We start from the raw sequence: 16,259 nt of genomic DNA on the forward strand, positions 1-16,259 counted from the left end.
CGCAGCGCTCGGTCCGGGCCGGAGCGCAGCGGAGTGCCCGGCACGCAGCGAGGTGGGGCGGGGAGCGCAGCGGACCGCCCCACCGGGCGGCGCGGACGGTGCAGCGCCCCGCCCCCGGGGAGAGAGCATTGCGCTGCGCCCATGGTGCTGCGCGCGGCCGACCGCTGCGCCCAGACTCCCCGCGGGCCTGCCGCGGGCGCCGGCGGCCGCGGCGACGCTCCGGCCGGCCTCTCCCCTACCCGGCGGCCGAGGGAGTCCGGAGAGACGAAGGGGCGCAGCCGGATGGCTGCGCCCCAGTGGTCAGTTGTCGTCCCAGCCGCTGCGGCAGTGCGCGTACGCGAGGGCGGCGGCCGCGTCCGGGTCGGGGGCGTCGAATTCCTCGGCCCAGCGGGTGAAGTCGTCTTCGCTGGTGGCGAGCAGCTCGATCTGGTCGGCGACCGGGCCGGGCAGGACGGCGGCGATGAGCAGCTCGGTGCAGTCGACGTCCAGGGTCAGGCCGATGACGGTGAACGTCTGGGTGGCTGCTGCGGTCATGCGATCAGCTCGAACGTCGCGCTCTCGAGGGCTTGGGTGCTCAGGTCCCCCTCGAACGCCGCGACGACGTAGGCACCGTTGTCGCCGCCCCAGAGGGTTTCGGGGGTCTCGCCCGCCTCGCCTTCGGCGCGGTGCGGGAAGTGCTCCAGAACGGCTTCGGCCGCATTCTGCTTGGCCTCGTCGAGGGTTTCTCCCTCGGTGACGACCGCGAATGTCGAGGCGAGATCCCAGCAGTCGTACCAGTCGCCGACGATCGTGAATTTCATGGTTTTCCCTTTCTCGATTCTCCAGGGGGGCGGGCCCCGAAATTCCTCCGGGGCCCCGGGGGTGACCTGGTGTCAGTGGCGCCGCGCGCCCGGTACGCGGGCGGTGATGCGCAGCAGGTAGAGGTCCAGCAGCGTCAGGGCCTGGTCCTCGGTGAGTCCCTGGACCGCGTCCGTCGTGGAGTCCGTGGCGCCGGTGAAGACGACGTCGCCGAAGTGCAGGCCGGGGTGCGGCTGGTAGGCGCGCAGCAGCTCCGAGGCGTGCGCGTTGCGCGGGCGGCGCAGTGTGATGGCGTCCTCGTCCGTCCACATGGTCAGCGCGGGGGTGAGGCCGAGGGGCTGGGCGGTGTCGCAGCACAGGGCCTGCTGCGGGGTGGTGACGGTGCCCCAGTCGAGCAGGCGGAACGTGCCGGTGGGCGATACCCAGAGCGCGAAGGTCCAGGCGGCCGTGGCGGTCGCGGGCATAGCTGTCCCCTTTGTTCGGAGTGTGGGTTTCCGGTGTTGGCCGACTGCCACCGCCATCCAATGAGACAACTATACCATTTATGAGTCACAAAGGGTGTCGGCACCAATCTTCCTGGTGGCGTTTTGCGAGGTCAGCGGCCATTCGGGGAGGCGGCCGGCCTGGTCCCGCTGCGCGCTGCCGGCGTATCGGTCGAGCACCCTTCCAAGGCGGCCGCGGCAGGAGAGACGGCCGGCCGGGGACGCAGGTGCGCCCCGGTGCGGCGCGGGGCCGTACCGGGGCGCGTGAGAGGAACTGTCAGGCGGCGAGGACGACCAGCGGGACGCCGCCGCCGGAGGGGGCGAGGTGGTCAGGGTCCAGGTCGACGGTGACCGTCTGGGCCTCTCCGTGGACGGTGAAGACGGTGGCCCAGGAGCCGGCGTCGCGCTGGATCGCGAGGGCCTTGCGGGCAGCGTCGACCGCGTTGGCGGCGTCCAGGTCGATCTCCCAGGTGACGTGAAACTCGGGCACGGTTCTCCTTCGGCAGGTGAGGGCGAGGGTGCCGGACGACGGCGTAGCCGGTCGGCCGGCGGAAGGGCGGGTCAGACTGCGAGAACGAGCGACGCGTCGTCCAGGCTGCGCTCGTCGACGCTGATGCAGTGGGTGAGGGGGTCGAGATGGTCGAGCCAGACGTCCTCGTTCTCGGCGAGGTAATCGCGCAGCGCCTCGGGGTCGGCGACGGCGCTGGCCAGTAGCTCCAGCTCGGCCTCGAATGCGTAGGTGACCTCCTCGGTGACGGTCAGGGCGACCGTCACCGTGACCTCTTCATCCTCGGTGTCCTCGTCGGCGTCCTGCTCGGCCTCGGCCTCGGGCTGGAGCCGGTGGACGTTGACCAGGGCGGTCGAGGGAAGTTGAACGGGGCCGGGACCGCTCGCCGGGGGGTCGAGGTGCAGGAGTGTGGAGCCGCTGGCGGTGTCGTGGACGGCCTCCAGGACGGTGAGGACGGCGGCGCCGCCGAGCAGGGGGATCTGGCCGCCGGCCTTCAGGTCGGCGGCTCGCGCGGCTGGTGCGCCGGCGAACGAGTAGTCGGGGTTCGGTACGTGAGACATCGCGGCGCCTTTCTGCGTGGAGTGGTCGAGGCCGGCGACACTGCGTCGGCGGCCGCCCGGCGTTCCCGCCGGGCGGCGGGCGGTCAGTCGCGGGTGACGGGGCCGGTGAGCGGCCTGGGGGCGCTGTAGGGGCGCAGGATCGCCGCACCGCCCCACTCCCACAGGCCGGGCTCGGCCTGGTCGCTCAGGAGCAGGCAGAGCAGGCTCGGGCCTGAGTCGCCCGGGTCGTCCTCGCGCTCGGCCGAGTCCGGCAGGAAGTCGAAGCAGCCTCCGACGTCTTCCAGCCGGCGGACCAGGTGAAGCAGGTCTCTGGGGCGCTGCGGGTCCAGTTCGCCCCACGCCTGTCGCAGCTCGGTGTCGGTGAGGTCGGGCAGCGGGGCCGAGCCTGGTTCGAAGTCGCACAGGATGTGGCCGGTGATGTCCCGGATGCTGTGGAGCCACAGGACATCGCGGTCGTCCTCGTCACGCTCCAGCACCAGGTAGGCGGCGCTCGGGTACATCGCGGTGAGCGTGTCGGCGATCGTGCGGGCCAGGCCGCGCGCCTGGTCGAGGGCGACCTCCTCGGCGGTCGTGAAGTGGTCAACGGTGGTACGCATGGACAGCTCCTCGATGAGGGCCCGCCCGGGCCCTGGCCCGGGCGGGCGGCGGGTGGTCAGTCGGCGGCGGGCAGGAGCTGGTTGCCCGTGCGCTGCCAGTAGCCAGCGGGGGCGCGGTCGGCGCGCATCCCGTGGCCGTGCGAGGGGGCGGGCATGGAGCAGCCGTCCGTGCAGACGTAGCGGCGGGCGTCGGGATGCCGCCGGGCGAGGTCACTGGTGGGCGGGTAGGGCTCCAGCGAGGCGAAGCGGTGCTGTGTGCCGGTGTGGTCCCAGATCAGGTCGCCGGGGGCGTAGTCGGTCGCCCGGATCATGACGGTGTGGCACGGCCGGTACTGGCGCCACAGGCGCACTCCCTGGGCGTTGCAGACCTGGGCCAGGGCCTCCAGCAGGGCGAAGTGGTTCTCGTCGTCCATGCCCGGTGCGCTGTCGCTCTCACGGCTGTTGCCGGTGAAGTGGACAGTGCCCCGGATGTCCATGGGGTCGTACCCGCAGAGCTCGGCGAGCGCGGAGGCGACGTCGTTGGAGTCGCCGGAGCTGGCGGGGTGGTGATGCATCTCCGCCCCCCAGGCCAGTCGGACGGTGTTGTACGGGCCGGGGCCGGAGAACAGCCCGGCGAGGTCCAGCAGGCCGTCCTGCTCCTGCTCGCGTTCGCGGACCAGGAGGTCGGGGCGCAGGGTCACGAAGGTTCGGACGGCGAATGGGTCGGTGAATTGCGTCAACACAGAGTTCTCCCGTGAATTCGGGTGCGAGTTTTCGGTGTTGGCCGACTGCCACCGCCGACCAACAAGACAACTATACCGCAGATGGCTCACGAACTGGGGGTGGATGGACGTCCTTCCATGACTAACTTCCGCAGGTCGCAAGCCATGTGCGGTGCTCCGGGGAAGGCCGCCCCTGAACGCGAAGGGGCCCCCACGCAGTGGGGGCCCCTCTGTTGAATTCGGGTTACCAGTCGTCGCGGCCGCCGCTGGCCGCGAACTCGAGGGCCACGAGTAGCGGCTGCTCTGCGGCAGCGATGCGACATAGTCGAGCGCGCTGCTGGCCGATTCCGCGGCAGCCGGCCAGGGGGCGCAGGACGTCGGGCCGGACGGCGGTGAGGGCATCGACGTAGGCGCGGCCACCGAGGGCGACCAGCTGCGGGACGTAGTGGAGGCCGAGGCGGTCGGCCTGGGCGCGCAGCTGGTCGGCCTGGACGCTTCCGGGCTCACCCATGCGCAGTTCGTACGGTGTGAGCTGCTCGTCGAGCGTCACAAGGCCGTGGGCCGCGGAGAGGACCAGGACGGCGCCGGCGTGACTGGTGATGGCGTGCGCGGCCCTGCGGCACAGCTTGTGGAACGGTCCGACATAGAGGTCCGCGGCCGGGACGGGGACGGTCGTGGCGAGCTTGGCGGCGCTGCACGGCACGACGACGACGGGGCCGGCGACCGTGGGGACGGGGGTGGTGTTCAAGGCGGTGTCCTTCACGGGAAGCGAGCCGGGCCCGCCGCGACGCGCGGCGGGCCCGGAGCGGGGTCAGGCAGCCAGGGCCAGGCGGTGGAGGTAGTCAGCAGCTGCGGCCTCGCCGAGCAGGTCACGGATCGCATCACCGCGGGACCACTGCAGTTGGCCGTCAATGGCGTCGAGCATGCGGGCTGCGGCCACGACGGCGGACAGGCGCAGGTCCTGCTTGAAGGTGTGGCCGATCCTCTGCTCCAGGGCCACGTAGGTGGTGGGGAGTGAGAGGCCGAGAGCGAAGCATGCTCGGGTGGCCAGCACGAGCGCGTCAGGGCCGGCCAGGACGCAGTACACGCAGCTGAGCCGGGGAAGCAGCGTGTCGTAGATCGGGTGGTACTCCAGGCCCTCGGAGGCGATCTCTTCCCAGACCTCGGAGTTGGACAGGGTGAAGATCGGGTGCCACGTCAGGACGAGCCGCTTGCCGTTGCTGGTACGGGTGTCGATGGACAGCGGAAGCTTCTTGCTGCGCGCGGTGGATTCGGCGGCGCGGATGCCGAGGCAGTTGATGATGAGCGCCTGCCGGTCCAGGCCGAGGGTGGCGACGATCTCGGTGAGCAGCACGTTGGCTTTGTCGCGCTTCAGGGACGAAGTGCAGAGCCTTCGGGCGGCGTCCGGGAACATGCCCCGCTTCTCCACCAGGCCGAGCAGGCCGCCGCCGGAGTCCACGGCGACGAAGCGCAGGCCGTACCGCTCGGCCTGGCGCTGGGCCAGCTCGCGCACGCCGGGCCACTCGGAGGTGTCGCCCAGGTCGCAGTGGACGACGACGACCTTGTCCTTGCAGCCGGCCTGGGCCGCCCAGGTCGCCAGCCGGTGGAGCATGACGAGCGAGTCCTTGCCGGCGCTGGACTGGATGACCAGGGCGTCGGCCGCGCGGATCATCTCCATCGGCATGGCGGCCAGTTCGTCCAGGACGCTGGCCGCGACAGCCGGCCGGCGCTTACCTCCGGTGGCGCGGCCACGGGCGTGCGGGGCGTACAGGGCGGCCAGCTCGCGGTTGGCGGTACGGCCCGCGATGAAGGCTCGGCGCAGTTTGGCCTTGGCGTTCTGCTTGCGGCGGCCGCGGTCGACGTACGTCTGCCGTGCCGCTTCCAGCACGTTGGCGGCGGCCCACCTCTGGGCGCGGCCGCGGGCGGTGGCCAGCTGCTGCTCACAGCGGCCGATGTCAGCGAGCGCGTCCACGGCCGCCTGGATGGCCCGGGCGCAGGCGCGGTCGGCTGCGGTGTACGCGGCGTCGGCCTGGTCGGCGCGCCGGACGGCTTCCAGCAGCTGCAGACGGGTGGTGATCTCCATGGGTGTCCTCAGGGTGCGGAGTGGTGTTCTCGGTGCCGGACAGCTGCCACTGCCGTCCAGCTCTGGTGTGGTGCGGGTCAGTTCGAGGTGCAGAACCGCTTCGGGCGCGGCGGGAAGTGGCCGAGAAGCCCTGGAGCCACGCGGTGACGCGGCGGGCGCACAGGGCCGCGCCGGCGGCGTCCAGCGGCGTGGGCGATCCGTCGACTCCGGCCCGGGCGAGGTGCCCGGGCCGGTCGAGTGCGGCCCGAGGAGGGGCGAGGCTCAACCCCGGACCGCCTCCAGCGCGCCGTACAGCCGCTCTCGGGCGGCTGTCAGCGCGGGCACGGACGTGCCCGCCCTCTTCGAGCTCCGCGGCCGGCGTGCGGCCTTCGTGGAGGGCGTGGTTCAGGTTCGACAGGCAGACCGACAGGGCATCCAGTTCGTAGGCGAGGCCATGGGGGGTGACGGGCCGGGCGCCGACGAGGAACGCTCCGCCGTCGCGCCGGTCGTAGGGGGCCGCGTTGACCATGTCGCGCACCGTCGGATAGTCGTCGGAGGTGGCCCACTGGAAGCGCTGGGCGCGCAGGAAGGCGTGAAGGCTGACGTCCATGCGCAGCGCGGTGGGGTTGGCCCGGTCGGGTTCGCTGGCGGCCTCGGTCACGCGGTCGACCTGGCGCAGGCAGGTCCATCCTGAGTTCTGCGGCGTGGTGTTCGCGCCGTGCCGCTCGGCGTTCCGGAGCTGGACATAGGTCGGCATCAGGGTGCTCGCGGGAAAGCGTTCCTCCCGCCGCTCGACTCCCTCGACGAGCCAGATCGGTTCGCTTCCCTGCCTGTAGGTGCCGATGTGGGAGCGGTCGATGACGAGCATTCCGGCGGTGATGTCATGGCCGTAAGGCATGCGGACTCTCCTTGCGGGATGCGGCGGACCGAGGCCCGCCGGCGGGTGTGTTTGCGGTCGTCGGCCGGCTGCCACCACCGACCAACGAGACAACAATACCATACATACATCACCGAGTCGGGTCGCCCCGCCGCCTGCCCGGCCCGGCGAAGGTCCAACACTAGGGAGTCCAGCGGGGGCGGCAGGTCAGTCGGGTGGGACCCGAGCATGAGCGGGGTGGGTCAGGACGGAAGGTCGGCGAGCTCAACGCCAAGACCTGGGCGCAGCGAGGCCGCACGCCCGTGGTCCGGATCCGCGACCGCTCCCAAAGACGGATATCCATCGCCGCACTGACCTGCTACAAGCCCGGCCACAGATCCCGACTGATCTACCGGCCGCGCCGGGACGGCGGCCGGCGCGACGGACGCAAGAGCTTCTCCTGGCGCGACTACCGGGACCTACTGAGCGTTTTCAGAGGGCCCACTGATCGAGTGACGGTGCCGACGTCCGCAACGCACGAGGCTCCTGTGCCGTTAAGAGAGGTGTTCGACGTCTCAACTCATCAGCGCAGGAGCCTCGTTGCTTCCCTATCCTGCCGTACTCGACCTGCCTCACGCCCTGGTCGAGTGGGTAACCATGCTCATCATCACCCGTGAGGGTGACCGCCACTGCAAGCTCCCGCCTCACCAGTGCGCTCTCGTCGCCCTGATCTATCTTCGCCGGCACGACCCGCTCACACAGATCGCCGCCGGCTTCGGCATATCCGTTGGCACCGCCCACGCCTACGTCACCGCCGTCGTCGACCACCTGTCCTGCCGGGCGCCCGGCCTGCTGCGGGTCCTGCGGGAGACCGATCCCGAGCACGTCCTGCTGGACGGAACGCTCGCAGAGTGCGACCGGGTCGGCGACAGCCGGGCCGACTTCTCCCAGAAGCACCGCCGCCACGGAGTGAACGTGCAGGTCGTCGCCGATCCCGCGGGCAAGCTGCTGTGGATCTCGCCCACACTGCCAGGACGCACCCACGACCTGACCGCAGCCCGCACCCACCGGATCATCCGGATCTGCGAACGCCAAGGCGTTCCCGTCCTCGCCGACCGCGCCTACATCGGCGCCGGCTCCTGGGTGACCACGCCGATCAGACGGCTCCCGCACCAGGACCTCACCCCGACCCAGCGGACGATCAACCGGGCACTGTCAGCGGCGCGAGCCCCGGTCGAACGAAGCGTCGCGCGACTGAAGTCCTGGCGAATCTTCCGCCGGGCACGCTGCAGCCCCAACCGCATGACGGTCATCGCCGCAGCAGTCCTCACCCTGGAGAGGCAACGCTGAAAACGCTCACTGATCGCCGCCCATCAGCAGCTCGGCGACCCGATCGTACTGACCACCTCATCCCACGCATCCGACGCGGCTTACGGCACATCCAGTACCGCAGCGACCTCATAGACGGCTGCCTCGCCGAGACCGGGCTGACCATCAACCCCTGACCGCAGACAACACCACGAGTTCAATCTCAGATAGCCGCGTTATCTGTCGGTACGTCGAAACTCACGTCGCGACTGACGCGACTTCTCTTTGTATAGACGGGAGAATGACTCGCCCTCCACGCTCGTCCAAGTCAGGTCGACTCGCGCCCGGCGCTCCTCCTCGTACTTCTGCTTGGCCACAGAGAAGTCGACTTCCTCTTGCTCGTCGACTTGCCGGATATCCAATCCTCCGCAGACAACTGGTACGGCATGGCAGAGGGGATCGCCTGAGCGGAAGTGAATTACTTGCCCTTCATCTGGTCGCCGAAATACTACGAACATTGGCCGAGGGTACCACCATGTTTCGAGCAATCCCGAAACATGCAATTCCTTAACAGATGAATCTGGATGGCCGAGCGCATAAAGCCCGATTGGTGCTTCGGTCGCAAACGTGTAACCCGTCAGAACGCCAAAATAGCCAGGCGCGAATTGATGCACGATGTCGCCCGGCGGCTTGGACCCCACTCGGTCTGACATTTCTACCGTCATCTCGCCGCTTGGGCCCCCGGTGACGGTAGCGGTGAAGGAATATGGAAATGGCACTGTGATGCCGGTGGAATTAGCCTCCAGCCATGGGCGGCAATGCATAGGCAGGGCCGGGGGGCGGGCAAGAGCCGCCAGCTTGCGATCGACGCCGTTAATAGTCGGCCGCATCCGACTGGGTGCCGGAAACCATGGCTCGGTAGACGTGTATTTGATGATCACTTCTTGGTTCCGATGGCCAGCGTTTGGACCGTATTGAAATTAGAAAATGAATCCAAGTGTCGATTGAAGATCGACGAAACTGTGGGGCGTAGAGAATTCCCGTACCCGTGCACCATTGCAACGCCGTTTGATCGAACACGAGGCAGCCATGCCGTCAAGTCTGCCGACAGCGTGTCATAGGAATGTGAGGCATCAACGTATAGCAAGTCGACCTCGGACACTTCGTCCATTACGTCGCTACTGCAAGAGTCCTTGACTAGCAACTGTACAAGTTCAGTAACGCCTGCCCGGCCCAGTTGTTCTTCAATTCTAGGAAGCTCGCTGGGCAACTTCCGTGCAGGGTCGACGGCCTCTAGTTGCTGGCGATGCCACTCCTGATCGCAAATGAATGTGAGCTTCGCCTCCGAGCGGGAAGCCTGTAGGCCCAGAGCGATCGCAGAAGCGGTGCCTCCACGTCGCCCTCCAATCAGCAAAGCCGACGATGTGCCGACGAGCGACCGTGCAGCCACATAAGCGGACAGGTCCTCGAGTTCCAGCGCGGTAGTCTCGCCCGGAGCCACACGAGTCCGCAAGTTGTGGACTTCATCCGGCGTAATCGTGCAGGGTTCGCCGGATCGAGCCCACGTGGTTGGCAGTACCAATCCGACGTCGAGCAGGTTCCGCATAAGGCCAAGCGTGAACCTCGGGTCGCTCTGGCTTTGGAGGGATGAAACGACCCCGCACGTTCCAATGCCAGCCAGAATCGCCATGGCAGAGTCGCTGATCCTCAGTACGGCGGTAGCCGGTGCATCAGCACGCAGGTACAAAAGCCAGTCCGCATCGAGTCGACGAGCGCGAAGGTCACGGCTCAGCAGAACCGAAGCATCAGGGACCAAGAGAGGCGTCAGCGCGGAGTCGAACGACTCTGGATTCGGGCCTTGTTCACAAATTGGCCGTGTGATCGCCGAAGTCATTGCGTGTGGCGGTACGACGTAATGAAAGCGGCCTTCTCGTTGGGGAACACCATCGCGACGATGCAGATCGGCTGCGTCGGGATAGCCGATGCTTCAGAGTTCAGGATGTTTACCTGGACACTGTAGTCGTCCGCATCAACACCGCGTTCCTTGAGTGCCGGGACTGGATCCTGGATAAACTTTAGCGCTTCTCCAGCACGCATCTCGCCCCAGTACATTGACCACGGCTCATCTTGAATCTGTTGCACGTGATCGTCGATTCTGACGAAATCAGTGAAGATTGCGGGGTTTTCGGACGCCATCACCACTCCCGATTGTCACATCGTGTAGGACTGCGCACCGTGCACAGTTGAGTACATCTTTACCGGAGTCGACGATGAAGGTTTGCAACATCACTCCAATGGGCTATGCGTTTCCATGTAATTCACTCAGTGGGCCCAAGCAGCCTTGTCCCGTAACTGCCGGTCACGGGTGAGATGAGCTCGGCATGTGTCTTGTTCAAGGCGTCGGAGCCGTACTGGATACCCTCGGTCACCGGGCTGAGCCCGCGTGAGTTCGGCAAGCCGATCCCGGTGATGATGGCGGCCGCGAGCTCGGGGGTGTCCCGGAGCATGTCACACGTTTCGTGCTCCACCTGCAAGCATCCTTCGGGGATACCGCACGGACCAGGAGCCATCAGCCCCTACGACACCACGAGTTCAGTCCCAGTAGCAGGCGTCTCTCCTTGGACATCGGCGCCCTGCACGCGGCCGCGCTGGCCGAACGCCTCGGCGGGCCAGACGGCGCACAGCACCTGCGCTTCACCCTGACATCGCCTGAGGGCGATCTTGGCGGCGGCTATTCGATCGCGGTCGGCTGAGCACCGTCAGCACTTTGACGCATTGCGTTGTCGAGAGTCGTGCATTCGGACGCTGCCACCCGCACTTCACTTCAGTCATTCCGCAGGTTCTGATAGCCGGACTTACCGATATTGACGTAGTCGAGTGAGTCGACGAACTCATCACCGGTGATGGCGTGAACGACGATCAGGTCCGACAGATCCGGCTCCAGGCCGTGCGCGGCCGGATCGGCCAGGACCATCAGCAGGATCGCCGTACTGTCGGCGCCCAGCCCGTAGGACAGGACGGTGGGGCGCTTCGGGTGGAACGTGGCAGGTGTCGCGGGAGCGGTGCGGGCGGGGGCGAGCTGGGACGCCGGGGCGTGGACGGACATGCGAGCAACTCCGGAGGTTCGGGGAGCGGCAGCGCGGGAGGTGTGCGCCGCGCCGCCGCGCAGTGCTGAAGGGGGTGGGCCGGGGCGGCGGGCCCGCCCGGTGAGGGGCGGGCCCGCGCGGTGAGGGGCGGGCCCGCGCGGTGAGGGGCGGGCCCGCGCGGCCTACGCGGCCAGCACCAGCGGCTTCAGGTCCGGGTAATCGCGGTCCATCTCCAGGGAGATCAGCTCCGCCTCGGTCTCCGCAGCGTGGGCGAAGCGGGTCTCGCCTGCCGGGGCGTCCAGCACGAAGCGGATCCGGTGGATCGTGTAGGAGACGATCCGCTCGGGGTGGAAGGTGCGCATTTCGCCGCGCATCCGGCACATGGCCCGGACGATGATGCGGCCCTTGTTGGTGGTGCGGATGTCGTGGATCTCGATGGTGCGCACCGACTCTTCGCCGTCGCTGTCGATGTAGGTGACGGTTACGGCCCGCTTGCCGTCCATCGCGCGGATCAGGTCCGCCAGGGTGCGGGTGGAGGTCTGACGGGCGGTGCGCTTCATCGTGTTGAACATCGGGATCTCCCAGCGACGTGGTGTGTCTTCGGTGTTGGCCGACTGCCACCGCCGACCAACAAGACAACTATATCCCACATGAATCACAAAGGGAAGCAGAAACGCCCTCTCGCCTCGACTCCTCCCGGAAGTCCCACCAGCCCCGGCAGGCAGTCGCCCGACGCGGCACCCCTTCCTGTGACCCCGACGCACCCCACGGGCCCGCACTGTTGACCTCGTGATGCATAGCGGATATAGTTATCTCAGTCGCCAGGTAGTGGCAGCCGGGCGGCGACCGAGAAACACGCACCACGACAAATCAACAGCGGACAGGAGCCCCCGAGATGGCCCGTACGTTCCACGACCGCCCCGCGCACCTCCAGTACAAGGAGCGGCCCTGGCTGTCCCCCTTCCTGAAGGACGGCAGCCGGACATGGCTCCAGCGGGCGGCCCACAAGCGGGACCGCGCAGCGCTCAAGCTGGCACTGCGCACCGGCAGCGAGCCGCCCCGCCCCCAGCGTCGCCGGATCGACTGGGACGCGCACTGAGTCGACCCCAGCGAAGCGGCCCCGCCCACCGGCGGGGCCGCTTCGCGTTCCACGGCAACGCGCGCTCACAGGACGGACTCCCGTTGGCTCCGTGATGCATGTGGGATATAGTTATTCCAGTCGCCAGGCAGTGGCAGCCGGACGACAACCGGAAACACCGCGCGAACCCAGGAGAACCAACCATGAGCACCGTGACCCTCTGCTTCAACGCCCCCTGGACCGCCGTCTCCAGCGGCCTCTGCAGCGCCCTCATCGCTGCGCACGCGACCGCGAGCGCGACCGCCCGCCCCGCTTCTCTGTACGACCTGATGTGCAACCTGGACGACACGGCCGCCCTGCGCGCGGCCCGCGACCGCGCGACCGACCCGGTGACCGTCAGCGCCCTGGACGACGAGCTGGCCGACCTTGACGCCGAGCACACCGACATCCGCCACGCGCTGCTGGCCCGCTTCCACGGCGTCGGCCACGACCACATCTGAGAGCCGCACCAAAAACGGCCCCGCCTGTCGGCGGGGCCGTTTCGCGTTCCTCCAACAGCACGATGAGCGGCGGCCGGAGACTCAAGTGCCCCGCCGACGGGGGAGGCGGCGAGGCACATTCAGTGTGACAGGCGAGGACTGCGAGCGTGTCCGATTTGCCGCTCTGCCATCGCGCAGTTGGCGAGCCGGGGCCGAGGGCGGCGGGCCAGCCGGCGGAGCGGGAGCATCGGCACGACGGGGGCGGGAGGCGGAGGAGAAGAAGAGGGAGAGACGACAGAGCGAGCAGGCCGCGCCGGGCCGTCAGAAACAACAAGCCTCTTCCTCCGACTATCGCGGAAGAAAGAGGTGTCGGCGTAGGAAATGGGCTTGCCCAGGGGGCCTGACCAGGGGAAACGTCCAAGATCACGAAAGGGGGGTTCACACCTCCGGTAGTACCTCCGGAGCACCTTTGGGTGCACCTGTGCAGACAACTGTGCAGACAACTGTGGGTGCAACCCTCAGCCGGGCATGCCGCCGGCAGGCTTGCCCACGCCTCACGGGCCGGCCGGGCCGTCGAACCGGCGCAGGAAGGCGGCGAGCTGTTGGCGCTGGCGCTGCTCCTCGGTGAGCTGCCGGGCCAGCCGGGGACGGTCGATGTGTCGCTCCACCGCGTCGAGGACCAGGCGCTGGAGTTCGGCCGGTTCAAGAGCTTCGACCTCCCACTGGACCGGCCGGTCAGCGTCGAAGCCGTAGCGCCGAGCGAAGGCCGGCCAGCGATCAGCTGAGCCAGGCCCGCCGCGACGGCCGCTTCCCTGACTTGGTGTGCACCCTGCACGAAGTGCACGTCCCTGCATGCACCCATGGACGTTTCTGCCGGTCAGGTGACTGGGCAAGCCTCGGCGGCGGCGGGTGGGCAAGCCCCGGACGGGGGCTGGGCAAGCCCTGTGCGTGCCGTCCCGGACGATGCGCGTTCGATTCTTGTTCGAGTACGGTGAGGGTGGGAGGTGTCGCCATGGACGAGCAGCACGACAAGGCCGTGGGAGCCGGTTCGCCGATCCTCCATCTGCGCTGCCCGCGGGATGTCGATCCCGAGCTGTACCGCCTGCTGCTCGGCCTGGTGGCGGACGTGACGCCGGTGGTGCAGGCCTTGCCGCCGTCCGCTGCCATGGCGGACGTCTCCGGCAGCGTCCGGTTCTTCGACCGCGATCCGGCCGAGCTGGCCCGGATGATCAGGGCGCGCGCCCTGGCGCTGTACGGCATGCCCGTGGCCATCGGGGTGGGACCCAACTGGACGGTCGCGGCGATGGCATCCCGGGAGCCGGGGCGGAGCGGCGTGCGTGCGGTCGGCTCCAGCCCCGAGGCGGTGGCGGCGTTCCTGCACCCGCGGCCGGTCGGTGAACTCCACGGCATCGGCCACGCGCAGGAGCGGACGCTGACGACGTACGGGGTGCACACGATCGGTCTGCTGGCGAACCTGCCGGAGGCGACGGTGCAGCGGGTCCTGGGCGGGAGGTCGGGCCGGCTGCTGCGCGAGCGGGCCCGCGGTGTCGACCGACGCAGGGTGGTACCGGCCGAGCTCCCGCACAGCGCGGCCGCGCAGCGCCGCTTCCCCACCGACACCCTGGCCCCGGAGCTGGTGCGCTCCGCGCTGCTGTCGCTGACGGTCGAGCTCGGCGAGCGGCTGCGCGGTCGCCGGCAGGCGGCGAAGGCCGTCACGCTGACGGTCACCTTCGCCGACCGCACCCAGCTGCACCGCAGCCGCCAGCTGCCCGGCGGCCCGTCCGCACACACCGACGATCTGCGCGACGCCTCGTACGAGATGTACCGGGCCCTGGGGCTGCAGCGGGCCCGGGTGCGGGCGGTCGCCCTGCGCTGCGAGCAGCTCGTGGACGCCGCCGCGACCTGCGAGCAGCTCTCCTTCGACGCCGACCGGGAGCACCGGCTGCGCGCCGAGCAGGCCATCGACGCGCTCAACCGCCGTTTCGGCTCCGGCACCGTGGGCCCTGCGGCGAGCTACTCGCGGGCCGGCTGACTCCTTGGCAGTTTCAGGCCTTGGGGCGCTTGGAGCCCTTGCGGCCGTCGGCGAAGGCCTCGAGCAGCTCGGCCGGCTCCGGCCGGGTTCCGCTGCCGAGGTAGCGGATGCCCTCGCCTTCCGGAGCGGTGCCGGTGTCCTGGCCGATCGGGTGGCGCCGGCTGGTGGCGGTGCGCCATCCGTACCGCTCGTCCCACACCAGCGCGGGCGCGGCCTGGCCGGCGGTGAGCGGGACGGCGGCCGCCAGGTGATCGCCTGCGAGTTGGCGCACCTCGACCTGAACCGGCTCGGCTACGCTGGCCTGGGCGAGGGCGTCGGCGACCTGCTGCAGGTACGGAAGGGCGCGTCGGGTGCGCAGTTCGGCCTCGGCGATGGTCGCGGCGCCGTGGTGGGTGACGGTGGGGTAGCCGAGGCGCTCGGCGGCCTCGACCGGGGTGAGCTCTGGAGTGGCCTCGACCAGGTCGGCGATGCGCCGGCCGCGGAGCTGCGCGAGGCCGGCCTGGGCGGTGGGGAACTTCGCGATGCCGAGGGTATCGGCGACTTCGTTGATCGTGATCTGCGGGTTGGTGTCGAGCAGTTCGGCGATGCGCGGCAGGATCTGGTCGCGCGGGATCATGTCGCCGCTGCCGGTGCGGCGGCCGCCGCCGGCGCCCTTGCCGGGCCGGGCGGCCTTGTAGCCGCGGACGATGCGGCGCGGCCAGTGTTCCGTACCGTCCTGTTCGGGGACGAGGACGACGTGCTCGGCCAGCTTGGGGTCGCTCTTGTACTTGTTCCAGCTGGCCGGCGCCACGCCGAGCTCGGCGGCGGCCTCGTGGCGGTCCAGCAGATCCTCGTCGTCGTCGATCTCGGGCAGGGCCGGTACGGGCTGGCCGGCGTGGAAGGCCTTCGTCTGCTCGCTGTCCCACAGCAGCGCCCTCGAGGTGGGCGAGCTGATCGGGGCGGGGTGCCCTTCCTGGGTGTGGGGCTTCTTGTTGCGGAAGGTGCCGAGCGGCATGCCCAGCTGGGCGGCCAGGTCGGCCATGGTCTGTGCGTACTTCAGGCGTCCGGCGCGGATCATCTTCTTCGTTTCTCCATCACGGTGCGGGCGGGGCGCCGGCGACGGCGCCCCGCCCGGGGCGGGCGTCAGGCAGTTGAGGGGTCCGGCAGGCAGTTCGGCAGGCACGGCTCGCCGGGCTCCGCGCCGCATCCGTCGCAGCTGCGGGGGACGGCGTCGATGAGCGGCCGCAAGTAGGCGAGGGCGCCGGCGGCGTGGGTGAGGGGGACCAGGGCGGTGGCGGTGATGACGTACAGGGCGTGCGGGGCGCGGCGCGTGGTGTGGACGCGAATGCCGGCGGTTTCGCCCGGACCCGAGGCGAGGTCAGGCAGAACGAGGCCGTCGCAGTGCCACTGGACGGTGACGCCGGCGTCGGCCAGGTCACGGGCGAGCTCGGCGAGTTCGGCGGTCGCGGCCGCGGCGGTGGCCGGCCACGCAAGGCGCGCGCTGTCAGAGGCGGCGTGGCCTGCGGCGTCGATGACGGCGGGGGCCTCGAGCTCCTGGACGTGATGGTCGGCATCGCGCCGGGTGAGGTAGACGGGCATGGGCTGCTCCTGGTGTGAGGTGTGTTCGGTATCGGCGCGCTGCCACGACACGCCAACGAGACAACAATACCCCCTTTGCGTCACCGTCGGCAAGGAGGCGCGTACCCAAGGTGGCGCCGGGCGGATACACTCGCT

General features: G+C 69.2%; 24 protein-coding genes and 1 pseudogene. 7 read left to right on the plus strand and 18 right to left on the minus strand.

Annotated features, from left to right (window positions below; all coding sequences use genetic code 11):
* Positions 1-300: 300 nt before the first annotated feature.
* From J7E93_RS06350 to J7E93_RS36790, 10 genes are all read right to left on the minus strand, one after another.
* A complete protein-coding gene (locus J7E93_RS06350; RefSeq protein WP_215066272.1) occupies positions 301-534 on the minus strand; it encodes a hypothetical protein in 234 nt (77 codons plus the stop codon).
* The gene (locus J7E93_RS06355) at positions 531-800 is read right to left on the minus strand and encodes a hypothetical protein (protein WP_215066273.1); all 270 of its coding nucleotides are present in this window, start codon (positions 798-800) and stop codon (positions 531-533) included. The genes J7E93_RS06350 and J7E93_RS06355 overlap by 4 nt, the downstream gene beginning before the upstream one ends.
* A gap of 72 nt (positions 801-872) precedes the next feature.
* A complete protein-coding gene (locus J7E93_RS06360) occupies positions 873-1,262 on the minus strand; it encodes a DUF3846 domain-containing protein (protein WP_215066274.1) in 390 nt (129 codons plus the stop codon).
* Positions 1,263-1,557: 295 nt separating this feature from the next.
* Complete coding sequence (locus J7E93_RS06365) at positions 1,558-1,770, minus strand: hypothetical protein (RefSeq protein ID WP_215066275.1); 213 nt, start codon at positions 1,768-1,770, stop codon at positions 1,558-1,560.
* 71 nt (positions 1,771-1,841) lie between these two features.
* The gene (locus J7E93_RS06370) at positions 1,842-2,348 is read right to left on the minus strand and encodes a hypothetical protein (RefSeq protein ID WP_215066276.1); all 507 of its coding nucleotides are present in this window, start codon (positions 2,346-2,348) and stop codon (positions 1,842-1,844) included.
* An 83-nt stretch (positions 2,349-2,431) separates the two neighbouring features.
* Positions 2,432-2,944, minus strand: coding sequence for a hypothetical protein (locus J7E93_RS06375; protein WP_215066277.1), 513 nt, complete (start codon positions 2,942-2,944; stop codon positions 2,432-2,434).
* A 56-nt stretch (positions 2,945-3,000) separates the two neighbouring features.
* Positions 3,001-3,666 (minus strand): hypothetical protein, encoded by a 666-nt coding sequence (locus J7E93_RS06380; RefSeq protein WP_215066278.1) that lies wholly within the window; start codon positions 3,664-3,666, stop codon positions 3,001-3,003.
* A 223-nt stretch (positions 3,667-3,889) separates the two neighbouring features.
* Positions 3,890-4,393 carry a DUF6884 domain-containing protein gene (locus J7E93_RS06385; RefSeq protein WP_215066279.1) on the minus strand — a complete coding sequence of 168 codons (504 nt, stop codon included), beginning with the start codon at positions 4,391-4,393 and terminating at the stop codon, positions 3,890-3,892.
* 63 nt (positions 4,394-4,456) lie between these two features.
* A complete protein-coding gene (locus J7E93_RS06390; RefSeq protein WP_251066149.1) occupies positions 4,457-5,710 on the minus strand; it encodes a phosphoadenosine phosphosulfate reductase family protein in 1,254 nt (417 codons plus the stop codon).
* The gene (locus tag J7E93_RS36790; protein ID WP_251066138.1) at positions 5,601-6,605 is read right to left on the minus strand and encodes a hypothetical protein; all 1,005 of its coding nucleotides are present in this window, start codon (positions 6,603-6,605) and stop codon (positions 5,601-5,603) included. Before J7E93_RS36790 ends, J7E93_RS06390 begins: the two co-directional genes overlap by 110 nt.
* A gap of 281 nt (positions 6,606-6,886) precedes the next feature.
* Here J7E93_RS36790 and J7E93_RS36795 point away from each other — a divergent pair.
* Positions 6,887-7,051 (plus strand): annotated as a pseudogene (locus J7E93_RS36795) (IS630 family transposase); the annotation flags it as partial.
* A gap of 112 nt (positions 7,052-7,163) precedes the next feature.
* Positions 7,164-7,913, plus strand: a complete 750-nt coding sequence (locus J7E93_RS06395; RefSeq protein ID WP_215066281.1) for a transposase family protein — start codon at positions 7,164-7,166, stop codon at positions 7,911-7,913.
* Between the two features lie 194 nt (positions 7,914-8,107).
* Here the strand turns inward: J7E93_RS06395 and J7E93_RS06400 are convergent, their stop codons facing one another.
* From J7E93_RS06400 to J7E93_RS06415, 4 genes are all read right to left on the minus strand, one after another.
* Positions 8,108-8,812, minus strand: coding sequence for a DUF6065 family protein (locus tag J7E93_RS06400; RefSeq protein ID WP_215066282.1), 705 nt, complete (start codon positions 8,810-8,812; stop codon positions 8,108-8,110).
* Positions 8,809-9,477 (minus strand): class I SAM-dependent methyltransferase, encoded by a 669-nt coding sequence (locus tag J7E93_RS06405; protein ID WP_215066283.1) that lies wholly within the window; start codon positions 9,475-9,477, stop codon positions 8,809-8,811. The genes J7E93_RS06400 and J7E93_RS06405 overlap by 4 nt, the downstream gene beginning before the upstream one ends.
* A 284-nt stretch (positions 9,478-9,761) precedes the next feature.
* Positions 9,762-10,067, minus strand: a complete 306-nt coding sequence (locus J7E93_RS06410) for a hypothetical protein (protein WP_215066284.1) — start codon at positions 10,065-10,067, stop codon at positions 9,762-9,764.
* Positions 10,068-10,189: 122 nt separating this feature from the next.
* The gene (locus J7E93_RS06415; RefSeq protein WP_215066285.1) at positions 10,190-10,399 is read right to left on the minus strand and encodes a hypothetical protein; all 210 of its coding nucleotides are present in this window, start codon (positions 10,397-10,399) and stop codon (positions 10,190-10,192) included.
* Positions 10,400-10,489: 90 nt separating this feature from the next.
* On the opposite strand from J7E93_RS06415, the gene J7E93_RS37765 reads away from it, so the two are divergent.
* Complete coding sequence (locus tag J7E93_RS37765; protein WP_285440884.1) at positions 10,490-10,624, plus strand: hypothetical protein; 135 nt, start codon at positions 10,490-10,492, stop codon at positions 10,622-10,624.
* A gap of 71 nt (positions 10,625-10,695) precedes the next feature.
* Here J7E93_RS37765 and J7E93_RS06420 read toward each other — a convergent pair whose 3' ends face one another.
* Both J7E93_RS06420 and J7E93_RS06425 read right to left on the minus strand, forming a co-directional pair.
* Positions 10,696-10,977 carry a hypothetical protein gene (locus J7E93_RS06420; RefSeq protein WP_215066286.1) on the minus strand — a complete coding sequence of 94 codons (282 nt, stop codon included), beginning with the start codon at positions 10,975-10,977 and terminating at the stop codon, positions 10,696-10,698.
* Between the two features lie 162 nt (positions 10,978-11,139).
* On the minus strand, positions 11,140-11,529 hold the full coding sequence (locus J7E93_RS06425; protein ID WP_215066287.1) for a WYL domain-containing protein: 390 nt from the start codon (positions 11,527-11,529) through the stop codon (positions 11,140-11,142).
* A gap of 323 nt (positions 11,530-11,852) precedes the next feature.
* Here J7E93_RS06425 and J7E93_RS06430 point away from each other — a divergent pair, with 323 nt between their 5' ends.
* The 4 genes from J7E93_RS06430 (at position 11,853) to J7E93_RS06445 (ending at position 14,546) form a co-directional block, all read left to right on the plus strand.
* Positions 11,853-12,056, plus strand: a complete 204-nt coding sequence (locus tag J7E93_RS06430; protein WP_215066288.1) for a hypothetical protein — start codon at positions 11,853-11,855, stop codon at positions 12,054-12,056.
* Positions 12,057-12,238: 182 nt separating this feature from the next.
* A complete protein-coding gene (locus J7E93_RS06435; RefSeq protein WP_215066289.1) occupies positions 12,239-12,535 on the plus strand; it encodes a hypothetical protein in 297 nt (98 codons plus the stop codon).
* A 488-nt stretch (positions 12,536-13,023) separates the two neighbouring features.
* Positions 13,024-13,299, plus strand: coding sequence for a hypothetical protein (locus J7E93_RS06440; protein ID WP_215066290.1), 276 nt, complete (start codon positions 13,024-13,026; stop codon positions 13,297-13,299).
* 227 nt (positions 13,300-13,526) lie between these two features.
* The gene (locus tag J7E93_RS06445; RefSeq protein WP_215066291.1) at positions 13,527-14,546 is read left to right on the plus strand and encodes a hypothetical protein; all 1,020 of its coding nucleotides are present in this window, start codon (positions 13,527-13,529) and stop codon (positions 14,544-14,546) included.
* A 13-nt stretch (positions 14,547-14,559) separates the two neighbouring features.
* On the opposite strand, the gene J7E93_RS06450 is transcribed toward J7E93_RS06445, so the two are convergent.
* Both J7E93_RS06450 and J7E93_RS06455 read right to left on the minus strand, forming a co-directional pair.
* Complete coding sequence (locus J7E93_RS06450) at positions 14,560-15,603, minus strand: DUF6292 family protein (protein WP_215066292.1); 1,044 nt, start codon at positions 15,601-15,603, stop codon at positions 14,560-14,562.
* 65 nt (positions 15,604-15,668) lie between these two features.
* On the minus strand, positions 15,669-16,124 hold the full coding sequence (locus J7E93_RS06455) for a hypothetical protein (RefSeq protein ID WP_215066293.1): 456 nt from the start codon (positions 16,122-16,124) through the stop codon (positions 15,669-15,671).
* Positions 16,125-16,259 lie beyond the last annotated feature (135 nt).

The sequence above is a fragment of the Streptomyces sp. ISL-36 genome (genome assembly GCF_018614205.1).
Taxonomy (GTDB): Bacteria; Actinomycetota; Actinomycetes; order Streptomycetales; family Streptomycetaceae; genus Streptomyces.

Excerpts from the sequence above, each read along its gene's own strand:
- J7E93_RS06445 (WP_215066291.1), top strand. The coding sequence starts at position 13,527 with ATGGACGAGCAGCACGACAAGGCCGTGGGAGCCGGTTCGCCGATCCTC.
- J7E93_RS06455 (WP_215066293.1), bottom strand. The coding sequence starts at position 16,124 with ATGCCCGTCTACCTCACCCGGCGCGATGCCGACCATCACGTCCAGGAG.
- J7E93_RS06350 (WP_215066272.1), bottom strand. The coding sequence starts at position 534 with ATGACCGCAGCAGCCACCCAGACGTTCACCGTCATCGGCCTGACCCTG.
- J7E93_RS06425 (WP_215066287.1), bottom strand. The coding sequence starts at position 11,529 with ATGTTCAACACGATGAAGCGCACCGCCCGTCAGACCTCCACCCGCACC.
- J7E93_RS06375 (WP_215066277.1), bottom strand. The coding sequence starts at position 2,944 with ATGCGTACCACCGTTGACCACTTCACGACCGCCGAGGAGGTCGCCCTC.
- J7E93_RS06405 (WP_215066283.1), bottom strand. The coding sequence starts at position 9,477 with ATGCGGAACCTGCTCGACGTCGGATTGGTACTGCCAACCACGTGGGCT.
- J7E93_RS06430 (WP_215066288.1), top strand. The coding sequence starts at position 11,853 with ATGGCCCGTACGTTCCACGACCGCCCCGCGCACCTCCAGTACAAGGAG.
- J7E93_RS36790 (WP_251066138.1), bottom strand. The coding sequence starts at position 6,605 with ATGCCTTACGGCCATGACATCACCGCCGGAATGCTCGTCATCGACCGC.
- J7E93_RS06360 (WP_215066274.1), bottom strand. The coding sequence starts at position 1,262 with ATGCCCGCGACCGCCACGGCCGCCTGGACCTTCGCGCTCTGGGTATCG.
- J7E93_RS06370 (WP_215066276.1), bottom strand. The coding sequence starts at position 2,348 with ATGTCTCACGTACCGAACCCCGACTACTCGTTCGCCGGCGCACCAGCC.
- J7E93_RS06435 (WP_215066289.1), top strand. The coding sequence starts at position 12,239 with ATGAGCACCGTGACCCTCTGCTTCAACGCCCCCTGGACCGCCGTCTCC.
- J7E93_RS06420 (WP_215066286.1), bottom strand. The coding sequence starts at position 10,977 with ATGTCCGTCCACGCCCCGGCGTCCCAGCTCGCCCCCGCCCGCACCGCT.
- J7E93_RS06355 (WP_215066273.1), bottom strand. The coding sequence starts at position 800 with ATGAAATTCACGATCGTCGGCGACTGGTACGACTGCTGGGATCTCGCC.
- J7E93_RS06450 (WP_215066292.1), bottom strand. The coding sequence starts at position 15,603 with ATGATCCGCGCCGGACGCCTGAAGTACGCACAGACCATGGCCGACCTG.
- J7E93_RS06410 (WP_215066284.1), bottom strand. The coding sequence starts at position 10,067 with ATGGCGTCCGAAAACCCCGCAATCTTCACTGATTTCGTCAGAATCGAC.